General features: G+C 73.4%; 17 protein-coding genes. 6 read left to right on the forward strand and 11 right to left on the reverse strand.

Going from position 1 to position 21,606, the window contains the following annotated elements; translation table 11 throughout:
- Positions 1–472: 472 nt before the first annotated feature.
- The 5 genes from ACFYSC_RS27760 to ACFYSC_RS27780 form a co-directional block, all read right to left on the reverse strand.
- Positions 473–1,516 carry a serine hydrolase domain-containing protein gene (locus ACFYSC_RS27760; protein ID WP_389967570.1) on the reverse strand — a complete coding sequence of 348 codons (1,044 nt, stop codon included), beginning with the start codon at positions 1,514–1,516 and terminating at the stop codon, positions 473–475.
- A gap of 131 nt (positions 1,517–1,647) precedes the next feature.
- Positions 1,648–3,237 (reverse strand): monocarboxylate uptake permease MctP, encoded by a 1,590-nt coding sequence (mctP, locus tag ACFYSC_RS27765; RefSeq protein ID WP_389967572.1) that lies wholly within the window; start codon positions 3,235–3,237, stop codon positions 1,648–1,650.
- 4 nt (positions 3,238–3,241) lie between these two features.
- Positions 3,242–3,457: a DUF3311 domain-containing protein gene (locus ACFYSC_RS27770; RefSeq protein ID WP_389967574.1), complete on the reverse strand. Its 216-nt coding sequence runs from the start codon at positions 3,455–3,457 to the stop codon at positions 3,242–3,244.
- A gap of 338 nt (positions 3,458–3,795) precedes the next feature.
- On the reverse strand, positions 3,796–3,927 hold the full coding sequence (locus ACFYSC_RS27775) for an SDR family oxidoreductase (protein ID WP_389967576.1): 132 nt from the start codon (positions 3,925–3,927) through the stop codon (positions 3,796–3,798).
- 120 nt (positions 3,928–4,047) lie between these two features.
- A complete protein-coding gene (locus ACFYSC_RS27780) occupies positions 4,048–5,595 on the reverse strand; it encodes an N-acetylmuramoyl-L-alanine amidase (RefSeq protein ID WP_389967578.1) in 1,548 nt (515 codons plus the stop codon).
- A 250-nt stretch (positions 5,596–5,845) separates the two neighbouring features.
- On the opposite strand from ACFYSC_RS27780, the gene ACFYSC_RS27785 reads away from it, so the two are divergent.
- The 3 genes from ACFYSC_RS27785 (at position 5,846) to ACFYSC_RS27795 (ending at position 9,803) form a co-directional block, all read left to right on the forward strand.
- Complete coding sequence (locus ACFYSC_RS27785) at positions 5,846–7,888, forward strand: family 10 glycosylhydrolase (RefSeq protein ID WP_389967580.1); 2,043 nt, start codon at positions 5,846–5,848, stop codon at positions 7,886–7,888.
- 243 nt (positions 7,889–8,131) lie between these two features.
- A complete protein-coding gene (locus ACFYSC_RS27790; protein ID WP_389967582.1) occupies positions 8,132–9,070 on the forward strand; it encodes a universal stress protein in 939 nt (312 codons plus the stop codon).
- Between the two features lie 16 nt (positions 9,071–9,086).
- Positions 9,087–9,803 (forward strand): HPP family protein, encoded by a 717-nt coding sequence (locus ACFYSC_RS27795; RefSeq protein ID WP_389967584.1) that lies wholly within the window; start codon positions 9,087–9,089, stop codon positions 9,801–9,803.
- Positions 9,804–9,935: 132 nt separating this feature from the next.
- Here ACFYSC_RS27795 and ACFYSC_RS27800 read toward each other — a convergent pair whose 3' ends face one another.
- Positions 9,936–10,637: a CBS domain-containing protein gene (locus ACFYSC_RS27800; protein ID WP_389967586.1), complete on the reverse strand. Its 702-nt coding sequence runs from the start codon at positions 10,635–10,637 to the stop codon at positions 9,936–9,938.
- Positions 10,638–10,808: 171 nt separating this feature from the next.
- Between ACFYSC_RS27800 and ACFYSC_RS27805 the strand changes: the two genes are divergently transcribed.
- Positions 10,809–12,656 (forward strand): GAF domain-containing sensor histidine kinase, encoded by a 1,848-nt coding sequence (locus ACFYSC_RS27805; RefSeq protein ID WP_389967588.1) that lies wholly within the window; start codon positions 10,809–10,811, stop codon positions 12,654–12,656.
- Positions 12,657–12,806: 150 nt separating this feature from the next.
- Here the strand turns inward: ACFYSC_RS27805 and ACFYSC_RS27810 are convergent, their stop codons facing one another.
- The 5 genes from ACFYSC_RS27810 to ACFYSC_RS27830 form a co-directional block, all read right to left on the reverse strand.
- A complete protein-coding gene (locus tag ACFYSC_RS27810; RefSeq protein ID WP_389967590.1) occupies positions 12,807–13,214 on the reverse strand; it encodes a pyridoxamine 5'-phosphate oxidase family protein in 408 nt (135 codons plus the stop codon).
- Between the two features lie 177 nt (positions 13,215–13,391).
- A complete protein-coding gene (locus ACFYSC_RS27815; RefSeq protein WP_389967592.1) occupies positions 13,392–14,018 on the reverse strand; it encodes a CBS domain-containing protein in 627 nt (208 codons plus the stop codon).
- Positions 14,019–14,304: 286 nt separating this feature from the next.
- Positions 14,305–15,066, reverse strand: a complete 762-nt coding sequence (locus ACFYSC_RS27820) for an HAD family hydrolase (protein ID WP_389967594.1) — start codon at positions 15,064–15,066, stop codon at positions 14,305–14,307.
- Positions 15,063–15,764 (reverse strand): GNAT family N-acetyltransferase, encoded by a 702-nt coding sequence (locus ACFYSC_RS27825; protein ID WP_389967596.1) that lies wholly within the window; start codon positions 15,762–15,764, stop codon positions 15,063–15,065. The genes ACFYSC_RS27820 and ACFYSC_RS27825 overlap by 4 nt, the downstream gene beginning before the upstream one ends.
- Positions 15,761–17,254 carry an AAA family ATPase gene (locus ACFYSC_RS27830; protein WP_389967598.1) on the reverse strand — a complete coding sequence of 498 codons (1,494 nt, stop codon included), beginning with the start codon at positions 17,252–17,254 and terminating at the stop codon, positions 15,761–15,763. Before ACFYSC_RS27830 ends, ACFYSC_RS27825 begins: the two co-directional genes overlap by 4 nt.
- 349 nt (positions 17,255–17,603) lie before the next feature.
- Between ACFYSC_RS27830 and ACFYSC_RS27835 the strand changes: the two genes are divergently transcribed.
- Both ACFYSC_RS27835 and ACFYSC_RS27840 read left to right on the forward strand, forming a co-directional pair.
- Positions 17,604–20,720: a glycosyl hydrolase family 65 protein gene (locus ACFYSC_RS27835; RefSeq protein ID WP_389967600.1), complete on the forward strand. Its 3,117-nt coding sequence runs from the start codon at positions 17,604–17,606 to the stop codon at positions 20,718–20,720.
- A complete protein-coding gene (locus tag ACFYSC_RS27840; protein WP_389967602.1) occupies positions 20,717–21,601 on the forward strand; it encodes a universal stress protein in 885 nt (294 codons plus the stop codon). Before ACFYSC_RS27835 ends, ACFYSC_RS27840 begins: the two co-directional genes overlap by 4 nt.
- The last annotated feature ends 5 nt before the right edge of the window (positions 21,602–21,606 follow it).

The following is a 21,606-nucleotide window of genomic DNA, read 5'->3' on the forward strand; positions in this document are numbered from 1 at the left end:
CGCCGATGGTACTGCACCGGGGACGGTGTGGGAGAGTAGGTCGCCGCCGGACAATCTTTCATGGGAAGGGCTGTTCTCTGACTTCGTCAGAGAACGGCCCTTTTCGTGTTTCCCGGCTTTCCGGCCTGGAATCGCCTCCCGGAGGCGGTTGCGGGATGGGGGCCGTTCGGAAGCGATTCCGGCATTCTCTGGGAATGGCCGGTCGGATGCCGAGAAGTACCACGGATTATGGCTTGAGCGGGATCCGTGAGTGCCGCCGACCCGGCGGATCGACGCCTAGGGATGCCCGACGATCGAGGGCATCCGCGGTCGGCTCCTCGACAATCCGCCGGCGGCGGAACCGGGCCTCGGGTTGTTGCCTGTCGAACCGCGAGCCACAGGTGAGTTCATTGGTCATTGCGGATCGACTGTCGGCCAGGGATCTTTCGACCGTCCAGGCCATCGTCGCGCTGACGGCTTCCGAAGCCGACCGCTACCGGCACATCAGTTTCCGCGCCTGTGAGACGACCCCGCCGTGGTCGGAGTGGTTGAGCTGGATGACCACCTGGCGGCGGCCGTCCTCGCTGCTCATGGCGACCCCGGAATAGCCGTGGATCAGTCCCGAGTGACTCCACGCGCGAATGCCGCACGGCAGTTCTTCGGGGAAGATTCCCAGCCCTCCGTGGTCCGTCATCGCATTTCCCTCGGGCAGGGAGCGGGTGAACAACGCCCGATAGAAGGCCGCCACGTCCCGTGCGGTCGACACCAGTCCTCCGGCCGACCAGAAGATGGAGGAGCTCACCCGCGTCGCCCCCTGGTCGTCGCCGTAGCGGGCTCGGGCGAGCCGGTGCGGCAGAAGATCATCGGTTAGTTCGGTGGCGCGCAGCGCCAGCGGCTCGGTGATCCGTGAGCGGACCACCTGACCGTACGGCCGTCCGGTGGTCTTCTCGATGATGAGTCCGAGCAGAATGAAGTTGCTGTTCGAGTAGTGGTGGACCCCTCGCTGGGAGGGTTTTCCGGCATAGCCCAGCAGCGCCCGGGGCGGCCAGTTCCGGGTGTGCCGGCCGTCCTTCGTGATGATGGTCGAGAAACGGGGATCGGTCAGGTAGTCCGGGATGCCGCTGGTGTGGGAGAGCAGTTGCTTCACCGTCACGCCGTCGGCGCCGGGTACGACGCCGGGGAGCAGTTTCCTCAGCGTGTCCTCCAGCGAGAGTTCGCGTTCCCGGACGAGTTGGAGGATGACGGCGGCGGTGAAGGTCTTGGTGATGCTCGCGATCCGGAACCGGTGGTCGGGCCGCATCGGAACGCCTGCGGCGGCGTCCGCGAAACCCGCGGCGGCCTCCCGGGTCACGCCGGCGTCGTGGACGTGGACCACGGCCCCCGGTGCGCCACGCGTCACCAGGTCGTCGGCGGCGGCCTGGACGGCGAGGGCGAGGTCGGACCGTGGCGGTCCGGCGGCGGGGGCGGAGGAGGCCGGAGGGGCGGGGGAACACGCGGTCAGGACGACGGCCAACGACATCACCCCCAGTCGGTTCACGCGTCTCCGGCCATCCGTTCCGCCGCCCCTTTCCCGCACCATGATCGTGACAGTACAGGGACGGTTCCCGTGCGGTAAGACCACGGCGGCCCGCTCCGGCCCTCGCCGGGAGGGCGGGAGCGGGCCGGTTCTCAATGGGTGAGGTCGAGTTCCTTGACGCGGGGGTCGCCCTCGTCGGCGAAGTAGTGGTCGGGCTGGGTGACGTCGTTGCCCTCGGCCATCTTGGCGCCCCGGGCGATGAACGTGCCGATGACGGCGACGGCCAGGTTGATGAGGAGGGCCAGGATGCCCGCGTAGACGGTCATCTTGGTGTCGAAGCCCAGCTTCGACAGCGGGAACGCCGATCCGGCGAAGTGCATCTTGCCGGTGGCCGGGTTGGAGATGTTGTAGAGCATGATCATCCCGGCTGCCATGCCGGCGATCCAGCCGGCGATCAGACCGGTCCGGTGGAGCCAGCGGGTGTAGAGGCCGAGCGCCACCGCCGGAAGGGTCTGCAGGATGATGACGCCGCCGATGAGCTGTAGGTCGATGGAGAAGCCGGTGTCCAGGAACAGGATGCACAGCACCGCGCCGACCTTGACGAGCAGCGAGGTGATCTTCGAGACGCGGGCTTCGTCGGCGTCGGTGGCGTCCCGCTTCAGGTACTCGCGGTAGATGTTGCGGGTGAACAGGTTCGCGGCCGCGATCGACATGATCGCGGCGGGGACCAGCGCGCCGATGCCGACGGCGGCGTAGGCGACGCCGGCGAACCAGTCGGGGAACATCTTGTCGAAGAGCTGCGGGACGATCGTGTTGTTGTCGGTGCCGATGGGCTTGACCCCGGCGGCGATGGCCATGTAGCCGAGCAGCGCGATCAGGCCGAGCAGCAGGCTGTAGGCGGGCAGTGCGGACATGTTCCGCTTGATCACGTTGCGGTTCTTGGACGCCAGCACGCCGGTGACGCTGTGCGGGTAGAGGAACAGCGCGAGTGCCGAGCCCAGGGCCAGCGTGACGTACTGGAGCTGGTTGCTGGCGTTGAGGAGCGGGCCGTCGCCCTGCGCCGGGGTGGCGTCGAACTTGGCCTTGGCCGCATCGAAGATCCCGTCCCAGCCGCCCAGCTTCGCCGGGATGACGATGATCGCGACGATGATCACAAGGTAGATCAGCGTGTCCTTGACGAAGGCGATCAACGCCGGGGCGCGCAGGCCCGACTGGTAGGTGTAGGCGGCCAGGATGGCGAACGCGATGATGATCGGCAGGTGGCCGGTCACGCCCATCGTCTTGAGCACGGCCTCGATGCCGACGAGTTGCAGCGCGATGTAGGGCATCGTCGCGACGATGCCGGTGATGGCGATCAGCAGCGCGAGAGTGGGGGAGTCGAACCGCGCCCGGACGAAGTCCGCCGGGGTGACGAAGCCGTGGACGTGCGAGACCGACCAGAGCCGGATCAGCACGAGGAACACGATGGGGTAGACCACGATCGTGTACGGCACGGCGAAGAAGCCGGTGGCCCCGGCTCCCCACAGCAGCGCCGGCACCGCGACGAAGGTGTAGGCGGTGTAGAGGTCGCCGCCGACGAGGAACCAGGTGATCCACGAGCCGAAGCTCCGGCCCCCCAGCCCCCACTCGTCGAGCGTCGCGAGGTCCTTGGGGCGGCGCCAGCGGGCGGCCACGAAGCCCATGGCGCTGACCAGCAGGAACAGGAAGGTGAAGATGATGATCTCAGTCAGGTGCTCGCTCATCGGTTCACCGCTTCCGCTTGGTCATCTGGTAGACGATCGTGGTGCAGGTGACGCCGACCAGGATGAAAGCGAGCTGGAGCCAGTAGAAACGAGGGAAGCCGAAGAGCCGGGGCCCGTCGGCGTTGAAGAGGAATGGCAACAAAGGAAGGATGATCGGTACAATCAACAGCCAGTTCCACGGACTGCGATCGCTGCGATCCTTTCCGGGAGTGGTCAACACGTCTCCTAGGGCTGAAGAGGGGCCGGCGGGACGGCCGGTCCCTTCGGCTGAGCGGCAGCGTAATTACCGGGCCGGTCCGCTGCGATCGTTCAGCGCCGAGCGGGCAGGTCGGCGCGGCGAGCGGCGGTTCCGATGGTCATCGCCCCCGCCACCTGCGGCGGCGATGGCGCGGCCCGCCTGGGTGAGCCCGTTCGGCGATGCAGTCACACCGGTCGCCGCATTGCGCACCGCGCCTCCTTGACACGGTTGCCCACGCCTTGCGAAGACGCCCGCCGTTCTCGTGAGAAGGACGCCTCGCTTCGGCCTTCGGAGAGGGAATCGTTCGTCCTTGCCGGGGTTCAGGCCCGGGCGCCGCCGTCGACCCGCAGGACGGTGCCGGTCACGAAGGAGGAGCGGTCGCTCAGCAGCCAGGCGGCGGCCTCGGCGATCTCGGCCGGGTCGGCCCCGCGGCGCAGCGGGGTCTGCCACATGAGTCGGCATCCGGTACGGCGGATGCCGGGACCGGTGCCCGGCCGGTCGCCGGGCACGAGGACGGCTCGCGCCTCCGCGGAGGCGCGAGCCGTACCCGGTGCCGGACGGTGCGTCCGGGGTCAGACCTTGGTGATGCGGACGGCGTCGGCGATGACGTAGCCGGTGCCGGAGGTCCAGCGGCTGACGCCGACGACGTTGTAGGTGCCGGCGTTGAGGGAGAAGGTGCCGATGCTCTTCCAGGCTCCGCCGCCGGAGCGCTGGTCGACGTAGAGGGTCTGGTTACCGCCGGAGGCGGCCACGATGTACGGCGCCGAGCTGTTGTAGCCCGCGTCCGCCGGGTACCACACCTCGACCTTGTACGTCCCGGCGCTGGGGATGCTCGCCTGGTACCAGGCCGGGTCGCTGGAGGCGACGGGGTTGGCGTACCGGTAGTCGGTGCCGTAGCGCTGGCCGGAGTAGGTGGAGGTGCCCCAGTTGGCGCTGGCGGTGAACTTCCCGGCGGTGGTGTTGTCCACGGTGGCCGACCACGGGGTGCCGCCGCCGCTGCCGGTCACGTACTGCATGTACTTGGTCCAGTTCCAGTACGTGCCGGGGTCGGTGTGCGTGGCGCCGGGCACCTCGTTGTGCCCGATGATGTGGGAGCGGTCCTTGGGGATGCCGTACTTGTCGCAGATGGCGCGGGTCAGCGCGGCCGAGGAGCGGTACATCGCGTCGGTGAACCAGGAGGCGTCGCTGACGTAGCCTTCATGCTCGATGCCGACGGACCGGGTGTTGTAGGTCCAGTTCCCGGCGTGCCAGGCGACGTCCTTCTCGCGGACCATCTGGGTGACGGCGCCGTCGGAGGAGCGGACCACGTAGTGCGCCGAGACCTGGGCGCTGGAGTTCTGGAACCACGAGATCGTGCCGGCGTACGAGCCCTGGGTCACGTGGATGACGACCCGGTCGATGGCGTAGCTCGACGGGCGGCTGGAGGCGGTGTAGTTGCTGGAACTGGCGGCCACCCAGGACGCGGCCGGGTAGTCGGCGCTGGCGGCCAGCGAGTTGACCGGCGCGTTGAGGTCCGCTGCCTTGGCGTACTCGCCGCGGTCGGCGGTGACCTCCTGCGGGGCGACCTTGACCTTGGGTGTGTCGATGCCGGTGCCGAGGAAGTTGTAGACGGTGTCGGCGTACAACCGGGCGACCTCCGGGGTGGAGGCGTTGCCGTACTTGGCGACGGCGCCGTACCAGCGGCCGGCGTCCTTGCGGGCGGCGTCGTCGAGGCCCAGCTCGTCGGCGTAGGACCGCAGCACCGCGGCGCCGCCGAGGATGTTGGCGGTGTCGTCCCTGCGCAGCGTCCTGGCGGGCTGGCCGGTGATCTGGGCGGCCTTTTCCAGGCTGTGCGCGGCGGGGCTGCTGACCAGGTGCATCACGCCGTAGCCGCCGCTCGCGCTCGGCGCGCCGCCGTGCCCGTCGAGGTGGGTCTCGGAGTAGGCGAGCGCGACGAGCAGGTCGCGCGGGACGTCGTAGGTGGCGGCGGCGCGGGTGAACGCGGCGGCCATGGGCCCCTCGGACGCGGCCGGCGCGGGTGGGGCGGGCGGCGCGGCGGACGCCGGATGGCCTCCGAAGATCAGGAGGGCGGAGAGTAAGCCGGCGGCTGCGGCGGCTGACCGGGCACGGGCGAGCGTCATGATCGCTCCTTGATCGGGGGGTGCCAACGGCTGCACAGTACGGCTTTCATCTGACAAATGTCGATAATTGACATTACTTCCGAGTTAGAAGAAGATTTCCGTCTTTGTGGGCCGCTCGGTTCATCCGGATCCGGCCTCGCTTCATTTGGCGCGTTCCAAATTCTCCGAAGGCGTCCCGCTCGTCTCCCGTCATACGGAGAGTGGTGAAGACTATTGCGCTTTGGTGGGATTGGTCTGAAACTTCTTTTCTGTGACGACGCCTCGAGCGGGCCGGAAGCGGCGGCTCGCCGCCCTCGGTCGCATTGCCGCGACGACCCTCGCCTTCGCCCTCGCCCTCACCCCCACGACCACCGCCATCGCCGCCGCCACCGCGGGCGCCCCGCGGACGGCGCACGCGGCCACCGCCCTCGCCGCCTGCGCCACCGACCCGGCGACTCCGAAACGCCAGCTCCGCGCGATGTGGGTGGCCAGCGTGGCCAACATCGACTGGCCGAGCAGGACCGGTCTGAGCGTCTCGGCGCAGCAGGCCGAGTTCCGTGCCTGGCTGGACCTGGCGGTGCAGAAGCACATGAACGCCGTCGTCGTGCAGATCCGGCCGACGGCCGACGCGTTCTGGCCCTCGCCGTACGAGCCCTGGTCGCAGTGGCTGACCGGAACCCAGGGCGGGAACCCCGGCTACGACCCCCTGGCGTTCATGGTCGGTGAGGCGCACGCCCGGAACCTGGAGTTCCACGCCTGGTTCAACCCGTACCGGATCGCCAACCACGACGATCCCACCCGCCTGGTGTCCACCCACCCCGCCCGTCAGCACCCCGACTGGCGATTCGCCTACGGCGGCAAGCTCTACTACAACCCGGGGATCCCGGTGGTCCGCGACTTCATCGAGGACGCCGTCATGGACGCCGTCACCGGGTACGACATCGACGGCGTGCACCTCGACGACTACTTCTACCCCTATCCGGTCAGCGGCGAGACGATTCCCGACGCGGCCGCCTACGCCCAGTACGGCGGCGGCTTCGCGAGCATCGCCGACTGGCGCCGCGACAACGTCAACCTCCTGGTCAAGGAGCTGGACCAGCGGATCCACGCGGCCAAGTCGTGGGTGAGGTTCGGCGTCAGCCCGTTCGGCATCTGGCGCAACGCCTCGACCGATCCGCAGGGCTCGCAGACCTCCGGCATGCAGTCCTACGACGCCATCTACGCCGACACCCGGCTGTGGGTGAAGCAGGGCTGGGTCGACTACATCGCGCCGCAGATCTACTGGAACATCGGCTACAACGTGGCCGACTACCAGACGCTCACCGCCTGGTGGGCGGGCACGGTCCGGGGCACGGGCGTCCAGCTGTTCGTCGGCCAGGCCGCCTACCGGGCCGGGGCGTCCGGTGAGAGCGCGGCCTGGCAGCGGCCCGCCGAGCTCAGCGACCACCTCACCTACAACCGCCGGCACCCCGAGGTGCTCGGTGACGTCTTCTTCAGCGCCAAGGACATCAGGGCCGACCGGATCGGCGCCGTCTCCACGCTCGTGGCCGCCCACTACTCGAAGCCGGCCCTGGTGCCCGCGTACGGCGCCGGCGCCGCGCCGGCCGTGCCCTCGATCACCTCGGCCACCCGGGGGACCGGCGGGGTCGCGCTGTCGTGGCAGCGCGGCGGCACCGGAACCCCGGCCTCGTACGCGGTCTACCGGGTGGACGGCTCCCAGGGCGCGGCCGACCCGTGCTTCTTCGCCGACGCCCGCAACCTGGTCGCCACCACCCGCGCCACGTCCTTCACCGACACCGGCGCGGCGGCCGGCTCCACCTACACCTACTACGTGACCGCCCTGGACCGCCTGCACGCCGAGAGCGACCCCAGCACGGGCAAGGTGGTCACCGGAGGCGGGTCCGGCCAGTTCAGCGTGATCGTCGACAACTCCGGCTCCGGGTTCACCGCGAGCGCCTCCTGGGGCACCTCCGCCTACTCCGGCCAGCGGTACGGGGCCGACTACCGGTTCGCCTCCCCGGTCGCGGCGAGCGACGTGGCCTGGTTCCGGGCGGCCGTCCCCAGCGCCGGGACGTACAAGGTCGAGGTGTGGTACCCGGCGGACGCGGGCTACAACAGCTCGGCGCCGTACATCGTGGCCGCCTCCGGTGGCAACCAGACCCTCTACGTCGACCAGCGCTCCGGCGGCGGAGCCTGGAAGAGCATCGGCACCTTCTCCCTCAACACCGGCACCTATAACGTCGTCGGCGTCAGCCGCTGGACCTCCGGCACCGGCTACGTCATCGCCGACGCCGTCCGCATCACCAAGGTCTGAGGAACCCGCCCGGGCCGCGAGGAACGGTGACCGAGGAGCGTCGACCGGGGGGTGACCGGGGAGCGGGGCGAGACGGCGGGCGGCCGGTGAGGGGGCCGCCCGCACCGGGGAGGCGGGGAACGGCGTGAGACGGCGCGGTCGCCCGCGCGGGCGGGGATGAGGGCGGAAGGTCCCATGCCGGGGGGACCTTCCGCCCTGCCGTTCCGGGAGACCCTCTCCCGACCATGGGAGGGGGTGAGAAGGATGACCGAGACCCGCGAGGTGGTCGTCGGCTACGACGGCTCGGACTTCTCCATGCAGGCCCTGGAGTGGGCGATGGACGAGGCGGAACTGCGGCAGCTGCCGCTGAGGGTGGCCCACGCCTGGCGCTGGCCGTACGGCCAGGCCGAGGAGGAGGTCAAGCTCCACCTGCGCAAGGCGGCCGAGCACGTGCTGTACCACGGCGCCGACTGCGCCCGCTCATGCAGCAGTTCGATCACCGAGGTGACCGCCGACCTGTACGAGGGGTCCGCCGCCGAGCGGCTGGTGGAGCTGTCGGCCCGCGCCGAACTGGTCGTGGTCGGTTCGCGCGGCATGGGAGCGCTGGCCAGGACGGTCCTGGGGTCGATCGCCGGCTACGTCGCGGCGCACGCGTGCTGCCCGGTGGTCGTGGTGCGCGGTCCCGGCCCCATCCCCGTGCCGCTGCACCGTGGGGCCGTGGTCCTGGGCATGGCCGCGGACACGCGCGACGAGGCGATCGGGTTCGCCTTCGGCGAGGCGGACGTCCGGCAGCTCAGCCTGGTGGCGGTGCGGGGCGGCCCCCTCCAGCCGATGCCGTGGCTGTCGCAGGGGCCGCCGATGCCGGAGCCGGGGATCGTCGCGAAGACGGCCGAGGGGGAGATGATCGAGCGGCTGCGGCCGTGGCAGATCCGGTACCCGGAGGTGGCCGTCCGGGTCCACGGCGTCACCGGGCCGCCGAAGGACGTCCTGGCGGACCTCTCCAGGGAGGCGAGCCTGATGGTGGTCGGCGGGGCGCGCGGGCACGGGCGGCTGGGTTCGGTCACCAGATCGATCCTCCAGCGCAGCGCCTGCGCCGTCGCGGTCGTCCCCGCGCCGGTCCTCTCGGAAGAGGACGTGGCCCCCGCCGGGAGCGCGCGGACCGAGGCCGCGCGGAGCGGGGACGCGCGGGCCGCGGCGGACTAGGTCAGAAGGAGAGACCATGGTCATGCGGGTGAGGGACGTCATGGGCAGGGTGGCCATCGCGGTCCAGCGTGACGCGACGTTCGCCGATCTCGTCGCGACCATGCGCCGTTTCAAGGTGGACGCCGTCGCGGTGGTCAACGCCGACGGCCGCCCGGTCGGCACGGTGTCGGAGGACGATCTGCTGCCCGGCGGGACGGACCTTCCGTACGGCGAGGGCGGACCGCACGGCGGGCCCGCGGGCGGCGGGCGGAGCCCGGACCACCAGAAGATCATGGAGATGACCGCCGAGGAGCTCATGACCAGCCCGGCGCCCACGGTCGTGGGGGAGACCCCGGTCAGGGAGGCGGCCCGCCTGATGCACGTCAACGGGGTCAGGCAGCTACCGGTGATCGACGCCGTCAGCGGGCGGATCGCCGGGACCGTGCACCAGGCCGACCTGCTGAGGATCTTCGCCAGACGGGCGCCGGAGGTCCTGGCCGACGTGGCGGCGGCCGTGGCCCGGCTGCGGCTGGACCCCCGTACGCTCACGATCTCGGTGGACGCCGGCATGGTGCGCATCCAGGGGCGGCTGGCCAGGCGGTCGCAGATCGCCCGCCTGGCCGAGGCCGCGCGGCAGGCGGACGGCGTCGTGGACCTGCGGATCGACGTCACCTACGACCACGACGACCTGACCGGCGAAACGGCGGACCACCCGGCGGAGGCCGCCCTGGCGAGGACGGCCACGGAGGACTGAGGGCGGATCCCGGAGGACCCCCTGCGGAGCCCGGATGGCCACCGGCCGCCTCAAGGCCCACCCGCCGTTCCAAGGTTCACCCGCCGTTCCAGGGCTTCCGGCCGTTCCTGGACCTACGGGCCGTTCCGGGGCCTATCGGCCGCTCCAGGCCGGCGTGTCGTCCAGGGTCCATCGCAGCTCGTCCACCACGTCGACCACCCCGTTGACCCGCTGGACCATCCGTACCGCCAGCCGGGCGTCGCTGCGCCGGTGCATGCGCCCGGTCAGGGTGACGACGCCCTGGTGGACCGTGACGGAGGCGGTGCTGGGCTCGGCCCACAGGGTGCGGTCGAGGATGTCCCGGCGCACCTCCTCCGCGATGTCGGCGTCATCACGGACGAAGACCTTCAGCAGGTCGTGGCGGCTGACGATGCCCTGGAGGACGCCCTCGGCGTCCACCACGGGCAGCCTCTTGATCCCGTGCTCCTCCATCAGCCGCATCGCCGAGACGATCGAGGCATGCGCCCGCACGGTGACCGCCGGAGCCGTCATCAGCTCGGCGGCGGTGTCGCCCCGGGCCTTCGACCGGCCGTCCCCGCCCTTGGCGCTCAGACGATCACGCAGCCGGGAGCGCAGCGGCGGCTGGTAGCCCTCGCGGTAGTAGCGCTCCCTGAACTCCTCCTTGCGCAGCAGATCCTCCTCCGAGACGACGCCGACGACGTGCCCCTCGGCGTCCACCACGGGGACCGCGCTCACGCCGTGGGCGATGAGCACCTCCGCCACGTCCTTGAACGGGGTGCAGCCGTTGACCGACGCCACCTCGGTGGTCATGACGTCCTTGACCTTCGCGTGCATACCGGACCTCCTCCGGGCTTCCCGTGCCGCCCGCATCTCTCATCACACCGCCGCGAGGGCCGCCGGGCAGTGGCCGGAGGTCCTCAACGGCGGGGACCTTCGGCCACCGCCGGAGGAGCCGCTGCGCAGCAGAGTGGGTGCGATGCGCATTTCGTGGGGAAACTCATATGTATGGCAGATGTTGAGCCATATGCCCTAACTCCGCACATGCGGCTGGACGAGCTGCTGGCGGAGCTGCAGGTGCGGCTGGAGGCGGTGCTGGCCACCCGCGACCGCATGCAGGCCCTGCTGAACGCCGTGGTGTCGGTGGGCAGCGACCTGGATCTGGAGACGGTGCTGCGGCGGATCGTGGAGACCGCCACCACCCTGGTCGACGCCCGCTACGGCGCGCTGGGCGTCATCGGGGAGGAGGACACGCTCGTGCAGTTCCTCCCGGTGGGACTGAGCGAGGAGGAGATCGCCCGGATCGAGCACTGGCCGCACGGCCTGGGCCTGCTGGGCCTGCTCATCAAGGATCCGTGCCCGGTACGGCTGGCGAACATCGCCGACCACTCCGAGTCCTACGGCTTCCCGCCCGGCCACCCGCCGATGGGCTCCTTCCTGGGGGTGCCGGTACGGATCCGCGAGGAGGTGTTCGGCAACCTCTACCTCACCGAGAAGCGCGGCGGCGGGGAGTTCGACGAGGAGGACGAGGCGATCGTGGTGGCCCTGGCCACCGCGGCCGGCGTCGCCATCGAGAACGCCCGCCTGTACGAGGAGACCCGCCGCCGGGAGGTCTGGCTGCAGGCCTCCTCCGACGTCACCACGGCCCTGCTGTCGGGCGCCGAGCCCACCGAGGTGCTCACGCTGATCGCCGGGCGGGCGCGGCGGATGGCGGGCGCCGACGCGGTGGCGGTGCTGCTGCCGGACGGCGACGGCCGGCGGCTGCGGGTGGTCATCGCGGAGGGTCCCGGCATCGTCCCGGATGCGCCGGCCGCCTCGGATGCTTCGGACGCCGCGGACGGCGGCCGGGGCGCACCGGAGGCACCGGAGACATCGGAAGCCCCGGGAGCACCGGAGGCGTCGGGAGCGCCGGGCGAGTGCGACGGCCCCGCGGACGGACGGCTGTGCCCGAAGGTGGGCGCCTTCGCCCTCGTGACCGGATCGCTGGCCGGGCAGGCGTTCGCCTCCGGCGAGCCGTTCATGGTGACCGGCCCCGTCGGCGGCTTCCCGCCGGGCACGGCCGACCCGGCGGCGCCCGGACCGGCCGCGGCGGTGCCGATCGGCGCGGCCGGCACGGCGCGCGGGGTGCTGTCGCTGGCCAAGCGCCCCGGCCGCATCCCGTTCAGCCAGGTCGAGTTGCGCACCCTGCACGCCTTCGCCGGGCAGGCGGCGATCGCGCTGGAACTGGCCGAGAGCCGTATCCACGCCGAGCGCCTCAGCCTGCTGGAGGACCGCGACCGCATCGCCAAGGACCTGCACGACGTGGTCATCCAGCGCCTGTTCGCGGTCGCGATGACGCTGATGAGCGCGGTGCCGCTGATCGAGCGGCCGCAGGCCGGAACCCGGGTGCAGAACGCCATCGACGAACTCGACAACACCATCCGGCAGATCCGCTCCACCATCTTCGCCCTGCAGAGCCCCGACGGCGGCGACACCGGAGGGCTGCGCGGGCGGATCACCGCGCTGGTCGAGGACGCCGGAGCACACCTGGGCTTCCAGCCCGCCCTGACCATGGACGGCCCTCTGGACACCGGGGTCCCACCCGAGATCGGCGACCACCTGCTGGCCGTGCTGCGCGAGGCGCTGTCCAACGTGGTCCGCCACGCGAAGGCCACCCGCGTCGGAGTGCGCGCCGGGCTCGCCGGGGACCGGCTGACCCTCCTCGTCGAGGACGACGGCGTCGGCCTGCCCGCCGACGGCCGCCGCAGCGGACTGCGCAACCTGCGGGAACGCGCCGACCGGCTCGGCGGCGTCTTCCGCGCCGACGCCCCGCCCGGCGGCGGCACCCGGCTCACCTGGAGCGTTCCGCTGGGCTGAGCCCGGTGCGGAACGCGGGCCGGTGGGCCCCACAGCCTTACGGACGCTCCCCTCGCAGGTCGCGCCGGCCGTACGGACGACCTGCGACGTTCGGGCTCCTCGGCCGGACGCCCGCCGGTGCGCCCGCCGGTGCGCCCTCCGGCGGCGCCGCTAGCGGCGGAGGCGCCGGCCGGAGATCCGTTCGATGCGGAGCACGATGAAGTGGTCCCCGCAGCCCGCGGCCCACGCCGTCAGCGGCAGCCCGGTCAGCCGGGTGACCTCCTCGGGATCATGGACGGCCCGGGTCCGCCCCACGGCGGTGACCGACCAGCCGGTGCGGGCGTCGGTGTCGAAGTCGTCCGCCTCGAACGCCACCACGGTGTCCCGGGTGGCGGCGGCCACCTTGGAGGAGGAATCTGTGCAGATCACGATTTTTCCGCCATCGACGCAGAAGTCGACCGGCTCGACCGCGGGAAGGGCCCGGTCGGTGAAGACGATCCTGCCGATCGGGGCCGACGACAGCAGCTTCATGCACTCCTCCCGGGAGAGCGCGTGCGGCCGGATCGAGTCGATGTCCATACCTGAAGCTTCGTCGAGGGAGGTCCCGGCGGTTGAGGGGAGAAGGTCCCCTTCTCACGGACCATGGCCCCGCGCCGTACGGACCTTCGGTCCCATGCTCCCGTGTCGTACGGATCTCCGGTCCCATGCTCCCGTGTCGTACGGATCTCCGGTTCCGCGGCCCTCCCGGGGACGGGGTCAGAACCCCTGGCGGACGGGGACGTTGTCCCGCTCCCACAGCAGATCGTCGATCACCCCGACGACGCCGTCGACCCGCAGGGTCATCGTCAGGGCGGTCCGGGTGTCGCCGCGCAGGGTCATCGTGCCGCTCAGCGTCGCCATGCCGTTCCTGACGGAGACCCGCACCCGGGAGGTGTCCATCCACAGTGAACGGGTCAGGACGTCCTGGCGGATCTCGCGCTCGATGTCCCGGTCCGGCCGGACGAACGGCTTCAGCAGGTCGCGGCGGCTGACGATGCCCACCAGCCGGCCGAGGCGGTCCACCACCGGCAGCCGCCTGACGTGGTGGTCGCGCATCAGGCGGCAGGCGTCCGCCAGCGTCGCGGCCTCCGGGACGGTGATCGCGGGGGAGGACATCAGCCGCCGGGCGAGATCGCACCGGCTCGGGCGGCGGACGCCGTCGCCGGGCGCGGTCCCCGGTGGGCCCTCCGGCTCCTCGCGCAGCAGGTCGGACGCGGAGACGACACCGGTCACGCGGCCCTCGCCGTCCAGCACCGGCACGGCGCCGACCGCGTGGGCGACGAACACGGCGGCGATCTGCTTGAAGCAGGCGTCCTCACGGACCGAGACCACCTTCCGGGTCATGACGTTTCCGACGTTGACGCACATCGTGCCTCCAGCCTCCCCCGGCGGGGAGGGCGAAGGGCCCGGCCCGCACGTGTGAGGCGACGGTACGGGCGGCGCGTCACCGGGAACCGGCTCGCCTCACATCCAGAAGGGTGGGCGCGCGGACGGCGGGCCTCTAGAGGCTAAATGCCCTTTTCGCTAGGGCATGTCGGCCCTGTCTGGTGGACGGCGCGGAAACGGCCTGTGACGTCGGACGGCGTGGACGGCGCGGAAACCGCCCGTGCCGTCGCCGTGACGTCCGCGGTCAGGAGGCCGCCGGAGGCTCCGGAGCGGCCCGGTGACCGATGAGGTGAAGCTCCGCCAGGTCGCCGACGACGATGTCGGCCCCGGCGGCCCGCAGCGCCTCTCCCCGGCCGCGCCGGTCCACGCCGATGACCGGCTCGAACCCGCCCCGCCGTCCGGCCCGCACCCCGGCGAGGGAGTCCTCCACGACGGCCGCCTCACCCGGCTCCACGCCCAGCCGCCACGCCGCCTCCAGGAAGAGCGCGGGGTCCGGTTTGCCGGGAAGGCCCAGCCGGGCGGCCTCGACGCCGCCGACCCGGACATCGAACAGGTCCGCCATGCCGGCCGCGCGCAGCACCTCCGCGCAGTTGCGGCTCGCCGAGACGGCCGCGACGCGCACTCCGCGGCGCCGCAGTCCGGTGACGAGCGCGACGGCCGCGGGGAAGGGGGCGACGCCGTACCGGTGGATCGCGGCCAGGAAGGCCGCGTCCTTGCGGGAGGCGAGCGCCGCGACCACGTTCGTCTCCGGCGAGATCCCCCGGGACCGCAGGAGGTCCCGGACGCCGTCGGCGCGAGGTTTGCCGTCGACGTGCAGCAGGTACTCCGCGTCCGCGTCGAACGGCCGGAACGGCTCGCCGTGCCGCCGGGCGCGCTCGCCGAGGAAGGCGTCGAAGACCTCCTTCCACGCCGCGGCGTGGATCACGGCCGTGTCGGTCAGCACCCCGTCGGTGTCGAAGATCACCGCCGCGATCCGCCCGGCGTCCAGCACGGGGCGGGACGTCACGGCGCTCCGTCCCGCGCGGGGTGATCGGGCGATCCGGCCCGTCCTTCGTGCCCGGGACGCCTGCCGTCCCGCCGGACGCGCCCGGCGGGCCCGGCCCCGTGGCGGCGCCGCTCGGTCGCGTCCGCCAGCGCGGCGACGGCCCGCAGGTCGATCCGGACCCGCACCTCGCCGCCGGTGAACTCGCGGGTCACCGGCAGGCCGAGATCGTCCAGGACGATCAGCATCATCCGGTTGACGGGCAGCACGTCGGCCACCAGCTCGGCCACGCCCAGGCCGGCGGCATCGATCGCCAGACGCTCCAGCAGGAGCGTGCCGAGACCGCGGCCGTGCACGCGGTCGTCGATGAGCACGGCGACGTCGGCGTCGCTGAGATCCTCCGCCGGGACGTGCTCCGCGATCCCGACGACCCGCCCGCCCAGGACGGCGACGAACGCGCGTCCCCGGTGGCCGGGGGCGGTCAGGCGTTCCACGTGCAGGTGCGCCGTGGCCCGCCCGCCGGCGAAGAACCGCAGGTAGGCGGACTCCTCCGAGGTCCGTTCCACCAGGTCGTGCAGGGCCGCGCGGTCCCGGCCCCGCAGCGGCCTGATGTGGACGGTCTCCCCGTCGCGCAGCGGCGCGTCGTACCCGGGCGACCCGCTTCCGGTGTCGTCCGGCGCGGCCTGCCGGGGTCCGCCGTGTCCGGTCGGAGCCTCGCTCATCCCGGCTCCAGGAGAGGGCGATGGAACCGTACGGAGGACGGCTCCCAGACGGGGCGGACCACCGCCAGCGCCTGTTCGAGCGACCGCTCCAGCGGGACGCCGGTGTCGATCTCGGCCGCGCCGGGCCACGGCGCGGCCCGCGCCGCCAGCTCCGCCGCGATCTCCGGACCGGCGTCCGAGATCCCCCCGGTACGGCTCGCGAGCCGGTCGGCGACCACCTGGGACGGGGCGGTGCAGCGCAGCTCGAACAACTCGCTGGACGCGCCGTCGGCGACCGCTCCGGCCGCCGTCCGGTGCGCGGCGTCGGTCCAGGAGGCGTCGAGGACGACCGGCTCGCCGTTCCGCAGCAGCCTGCCGGCCCGCGACAGCAGCTCGCCGTAGGCGCGCTCGGTGTGCTCCCGGTCGTAGACGCCCTCGCCGAACGGGGCGGCGGCGGACCGCTCGGGGGTGACGCCGGCCAGCTCCTTGCGGACGCGGTCGCTGCTCAGCAGCGTCACGCCGAGCCGGTCGGCGAGGGCCGCGGCCAGCGTCGACTTGCCGGTGCCGGGCGTCCCGCCGACGAGGATCAGCGGAACCGCTCCGGCCCGCAGGTGGCGCAGCGTGAGATCGGCGAGCTCGCGGGCCCGCGGCGCCGCGCCCGGCTCGTGCTGGGCGTGCCGCAGGCAGGCCACCTTGGCGCGGACGAAGGCCCGGTAGGCGACATAGTGGTGCCACAGCGCGGGCGGGGCGGGGTCGCCGGAGAACTCGGTGTACCAGTGCAGGAACAGCTCGGCGGCCCGGGGCGCGCCCAGCCGCTCCAGGTCCATGGCGAGGAAGGCCGCGTCGTCCAGGCCGTCGAGGAAACGCAGCCGCTCGTCGAACTCCAGGCAGTCGAGGATCCGGGGCCCGTCGTCCAGGCAGAAGACGTCCTCGGCGAGCAGGTCGCCGTGGCCGTCCACGATGCGGCCGCCGGCGACGCGGGCGGCGAACAGGGGGCCGCGGCCGTCGAGGAAGCGCAGCGCGCTCCGTTCGATCCCGTCCAGCACCGGGGCGTCGACGACCCGCTCCGGCAGGGCCCGGACCTGCTCGAAGCTCGCGGTCCACCGCGAGCGCAGCGCCGCCACGCCGCCCTCCTGGTCGATCCGCGGGGAACGGCGGGCACGGCCGTGCAGGCCGGCGAGCACCCGGGCGATCCGGCGCAGGTGATCGTCGACCGGCTCGCCCGTCCGGACCAACGCCGACAGCCGCCGCTGCTCGGGCATGCGCCGCATCACGACGAGATGCTCGCAGACCCGGCCGTCGGGGCCGACCACGTCGGCGACCCCCTCGTAGACGTCCGGGGCCAGCCGCCGGTTGAGGTCCACCTCCTCCCGGCAGACGGCCCGCCGCGCCTCGAGGGAGGTGAAGTCGAGGAAGCCGAGGTCCACCGGCTTCTTCAGCTTGACGGCGCGATCCCCCAGAAGGATCACGACGCCGGAGTGCGTCTCCCTGACCTGCGCCCACGGTTCCATCGATCACGCCTCCGCGTCCCGGTCCGGCCGTACGGCCGGCGCCGCCCGCCCCCGCGTGGCGGGCGGACGTCCCCGATGCCGGTCCCCTACCCGCAGCCGCGGCTCCCGACGCGGCCGGGAGACGCTCAGGAGTGGGAAAACCGCAGGTGAAGGGTGCCAGAACGGGTAAGCATCAGGAAACAGGATCCGGTGGGCGCCCGGAACGGGGAACCGCCCGCACGCCCCGGCCGGGGCCGGCGGGGTCCGGTGCGCGCTCGGGGACGGGACCGGGCATGACCGGGAGACCCGAGCGGGCGCCGGACGGGGAGCGGGACCCGCGGGCGGCCCGGATCCGGCACGGAAGGAACCGATGGACGTTTCGGATCACCGGCTGGGGGACCGCGTGTTCGCGGCGGTGGTGCTCGGCTGGCGCGCGACCGGGGTGCCGTCGGGCGCCCCCGCCGCGCCGTTCCGCCGCCGCGTGACGGCGCTCTGCGCCGCCGGTCTCGACGTCGCGGTGCTCGCCGGAGAGCCGCCGGAGGCGGTGGACGGGCTGCTGCGCGCCCGGCCGGCCGGCCCCGGACGCCTGTGGCTGTGCGCGGGCCCGGAGGCGGAGCCGTACGAGGTGGGCGAGGCGGGACTCCGGCCCGTCCCTTCATGGGAAGGCGCCGGGGCCGGCGTATGGGACGCGACGGGGCCTGCCGGTCGTCCCGGGGAGAGGGCGGCGGGCCCGCTCCGGGGCGGGATCCGGTCCGTGAGCCGTACCGGGGCAGGGTCCGCAGGCCGTATCGGGGGCGGGGCGCGGGGGCTGCGGACGGCGCTGGCGCTGCTGGCGGAGCGCGGGATCGGCCCAGGAGCGGTCCTGGTGATCGGCGACCGGTTCGCGGCGCCCGGCCGCCCGGACGCGATCGCCTCCGTCCCGGAGGCCGCGCGGGCGACGCTGGTGGCGGTCGGCCCCGGACTCCGCCCGGCGGCGGGGGCGGGCACGGGTGACCCGGCTGAGGGTGTGCTGTTCCTGGAGGGCGGGCCGGACGAGGGTGTGCTGTTCCCGGAGGGCGGGCCGGCCGAGGATGTTCCGCTCCAGGAGGGCGGTCCGGACGCGGGCGTCCTGTTCCTGGAGGGCGGTCCGGACGCGGTGCTCGCCGTCCTCGACCGGCAGGTACGGCTGAGGCGGCGCCGGCGGGTCCCCCTGGTGGACGACGATCCGGCGTGGACGATCCGGGAGACCGGCCGGGACCCGGCGCGGAACCGGGTGACCGAGACGCTGCTCACCCTCGGCGCCGGCGGGTTCGCGACCCGCGGATCGGTCGAGGAGGCCGTCCCCGGCTCGCACCCCCTGGTGCTCGCCATGGGGATCTACACCGGCGTGGGGTCCGGGCAGCATCTGCTGGCCGGACCCCAGTGGACCGGGCTGGTCCTGCGCCCGCCGCCCGAGGAGGACCTCCGCCTGCTCGACCTGCGCAGCGGCCTGATGGCGAGGGAGGAGACCGGCCGGACACCGCCGGTCCGCACGCTGCGGCTGGCGTGCGTGAACCGTCCCGGGGTGGTGGCGATGCGCGCCGAGGCCGGGATCGGGCGGCTGCGCCCCGGGCCGCCGCTGCGGCTGCCCGCCGAGGGGCAGGGCACCGAGGGACGGCACGGCGGCCGCGACTGGGCGCGGGTGACCGGCGCCGTCGGCTGGGCGGCCGGGGACACCGGGTTCGATACGGCCGGGAGCGGCCTGGACGTCTGGGACACCGGGAGCGCCGGAGGCTCCGTGGGCGGCACGGGCCCCGGAGGCGTCGTCGCCCTTTCCTCGCAGCGCGTGGGCCGCGACGGCGGGGTGCGCACCGTGGAACGGATCGCCGCCTACACGGCCGACCCCGTCCGCCGCCCGGTGCCGCACGACGCCGCCGGGGCGCTGGAGGCGGCAGAGCGGCTCGGGTTCGACCGGCTGCTCGTCGAGCAGCGGGAGGCGTGGGCCGGGCGGTGGGCGGCGGTGAACGTCAGCATCCCGGACGACCCCGCCGCGCAGCTCGCCGTACGGTTCGCCCTCTTCCAGCTCTGGACCAACGCCGACCGGCTCGCGGGCGGCGGGCTCGGAGGCGGCGCGGAGCACGGGGGCCGCGCGGAGCCGGGGTACGGAGGCCGCGCGGGGCCGCCCCCGGCCGCCGGCGGCGGATACGGCGAGGCGGCGGCCGGAGCCGGTGGGCCCGGCGCGGCGGGCATCGACGACGAGTACGGCGAGGCGGCGGTCGGCGCCCGGGGACTGTCGGGCGGAGCCTACGGCGGCCACGTCTTCTGGGACGCCGACGTGTTCGTGCTGCCCGCCCTGGTGAGCATGCATCCCGCCGCCGCCCGGGCCATGGTCGCCTACCGCCTGAGCCGTCTGGGGCCGGCGCGGGCGCGGGCCGCCACGCTGGGCTGCGCGGGGGCGCGCTTCCCCTGGGAGTCCGCCGCAACCGGAGACGACGTGACCCCCGCGATCGGGCACCTGGGCGGGGAGGCCATCGGCATCCTCACCGGGCGGCTGGAGGAGCACATCACCGCCGACGTCGCCTGGGCGGCGGTCCACTACGCCCGCTGGAGCGGGGAGGACGGCTTCCTGACGGGCCCGGCCCGGCCCCTGCTGGCCGAGACCGCCCGCTACTGGACGTCCCGCTGCCGGACGGACCGCGACGGCCGGGCGCACATCGACCGGGTGATCGGCCCCGACGAGTACCACGAGGGGGTGACCGACAACGCGTTCACCAACGTGATGGCCCGGTGGAACCTGCGGCGGGCGGCCCGCCTCGCCGGCCCGGGATGCGCCGAGGCCGGACGGTGGCTCACCCTCGCCGGCCGCCTGGTGGACGGCCACGACCCCGTCACGGGCCTGTACGAGCAGTTCGCGGGCTACTTCCGGCTGGAACCGCTGACCATGGCAGAGGTCGCCACCCCGCCGGTCGCCGCCGACCTGCTGCTCGGCCGCGAGCGGGTGGCCGCCACCCAGATCATCAAGCAGCCCGACGTCCTCATGCTGCACCACATGGTCCCCGAGGAGGTCGAGGCCGGCTCGCTCCCGGCGAACCTGGACTTCTACGGCCCCCGCACCGCGCACGGCTCCTCGCTCTCCCCGGCGATCATGGCGTCCCTGCTCGCCCGGGCGGGCCGCGCCGACGAGGCGCTGGCCCTGCTGCGCACCGCGCTGGTCCTCGACCTGGACGACCTGACCGGGACGACCGCCGACGGCCTGCACCTGGCCACGCTCGGCGGCGTCTGGCAGGCGATGCTCACCGGGTTCGCCGGGGCCCGTGTCAGCGGCGGCGTCCTCCGCCTGGACCCCGTCCTCCCCGCCGCGTGGGGCGGCCTCGGCCTGCGGTTCCGCTGCCTGGGGCGGCGGGTGCGGCTGGACGTCACACGCGAGACGGTCACCGTGCGGACCGACGGGCCACTGCGGATACGGCTGGGCGACGGCGATCCGCGCCCGGTGGACGGCTCCGCGTGCCTGCGGGGTGAGGACCGATGAACGGGCCGTCCGCGGGGGCGGGACCCGGAGGCGCGCGGCGCGGGCCGGCCGCCGAGGCGGGGGCGCGGAGCACGGGGCGCGGATCGGTCACCGCGCCGGGGGCGCGGGGCACGCGGCGCGGACCGGTCGCCGGGGGGGTGACGTCCGGTGCGCGGCACGTGCTGGCCGTCGTCCACGACCCGGGGGCGGAGGCGGCCGTGGTCGACGCGGCCGGGGCGGTGGCGACGCTCCTGGGCGCCGACGTCCGGGCGTTCCGCCTCGCCGCGGAGTCCGGCGCCGGGGAGACGGTCGCGGCGGTGCTGCACGAGCTGGAACGGCCGGACGTCCTCGCGGGCGTCCTCGCCGGTGACGGCGGTGACCGGTCGGGGACGTGGGCCGTGGTGCGGCGGGCCGGCAAACCGGTCGTGCTGCTGCCGCCCCGGCGACCCGTGGCCGCGCCGCCGGTGGCGGGTCCGGTGGCGGGTCCGGTGGCGGCCCGGAAGGCCATCTCCCGGGTGCTGTTGCCGCTGGACGGTTCGGCCGAGGCGGCGGCGGCCGTGACCGGGGCGGCCGGGCTGTTCGCCCGCACCGGCGCGGACCTGGTGGTCCTGCACGTCTTCGACGAGGCGACCGTCCCCCGTTTCTGGGACCAGGCCGCGCACGAGCGCCGGGCGTGGGAGGAGGAGTTCCTGGCCCGGCACTGCGCGCACCCCGGGGTGCGGATGGAACTGCGCAGCGGGGTCGCCGGGGAGCAGGTGGTGGACGTGGCGGCCACCGAGCACGTCGACCTCATCGCCCTGGGCTGGTCCCAGCGCGCCGAGGCGGGAAGAGCGCGGACCGTCCGCCGTACGGTGGCCGGGGCGGGCGTGCCGGTCATGCTGATCCCGGTACCGCGGCCGTAGGTCGC

The sequence above is a fragment of the Streptosporangium sp. NPDC004379 genome (assembly GCF_042873875.1).
Classification (GTDB): domain Bacteria; phylum Actinomycetota; class Actinomycetes; order Streptosporangiales; family Streptosporangiaceae; genus Streptosporangium.

Coding starts and splice junctions, on each gene's coding strand:
- mctP (WP_389967572.1), bottom strand. CDS start 3,237: ATGAGCGAGCACCTGACTGAGATCATCATCTTCACCTTCCTGTTCCTG.
- ACFYSC_RS27775 (WP_389967576.1), bottom strand. CDS start 3,927: ATGTGGCAGACCCCGCTGCGCCGCGGGGCCGACCCGGCCGAGATCGCC.
- ACFYSC_RS27780 (WP_389967578.1), bottom strand. CDS start 5,595: ATGACGCTCGCCCGTGCCCGGTCAGCCGCCGCAGCCGCCGGCTTACTC.
- ACFYSC_RS27790 (WP_389967582.1), top strand. CDS start 8,132: ATGACCGAGACCCGCGAGGTGGTCGTCGGCTACGACGGCTCGGACTTC.
- ACFYSC_RS27795 (WP_389967584.1), top strand. CDS start 9,087: ATGGTCATGCGGGTGAGGGACGTCATGGGCAGGGTGGCCATCGCGGTC.
- ACFYSC_RS27800 (WP_389967586.1), bottom strand. CDS start 10,637: ATGCACGCGAAGGTCAAGGACGTCATGACCACCGAGGTGGCGTCGGTC.
- ACFYSC_RS27805 (WP_389967588.1), top strand. CDS start 10,809: ATGGCAGATGTTGAGCCATATGCCCTAACTCCGCACATGCGGCTGGAC.
- ACFYSC_RS27810 (WP_389967590.1), bottom strand. CDS start 13,214: ATGGACATCGACTCGATCCGGCCGCACGCGCTCTCCCGGGAGGAGTGC.
- ACFYSC_RS27815 (WP_389967592.1), bottom strand. CDS start 14,018: ATGACCCGGAAGGTGGTCTCGGTCCGTGAGGACGCCTGCTTCAAGCAG.
- ACFYSC_RS27825 (WP_389967596.1), bottom strand. CDS start 15,764: ATGAGCGAGGCTCCGACCGGACACGGCGGACCCCGGCAGGCCGCGCCG.
- ACFYSC_RS27830 (WP_389967598.1), bottom strand. CDS start 17,254: ATGGAACCGTGGGCGCAGGTCAGGGAGACGCACTCCGGCGTCGTGATC.
- ACFYSC_RS27835 (WP_389967600.1), top strand. CDS start 17,604: ATGGACGTTTCGGATCACCGGCTGGGGGACCGCGTGTTCGCGGCGGTG.
- ACFYSC_RS27840 (WP_389967602.1), top strand. CDS start 20,717: ATGAACGGGCCGTCCGCGGGGGCGGGACCCGGAGGCGCGCGGCGCGGG.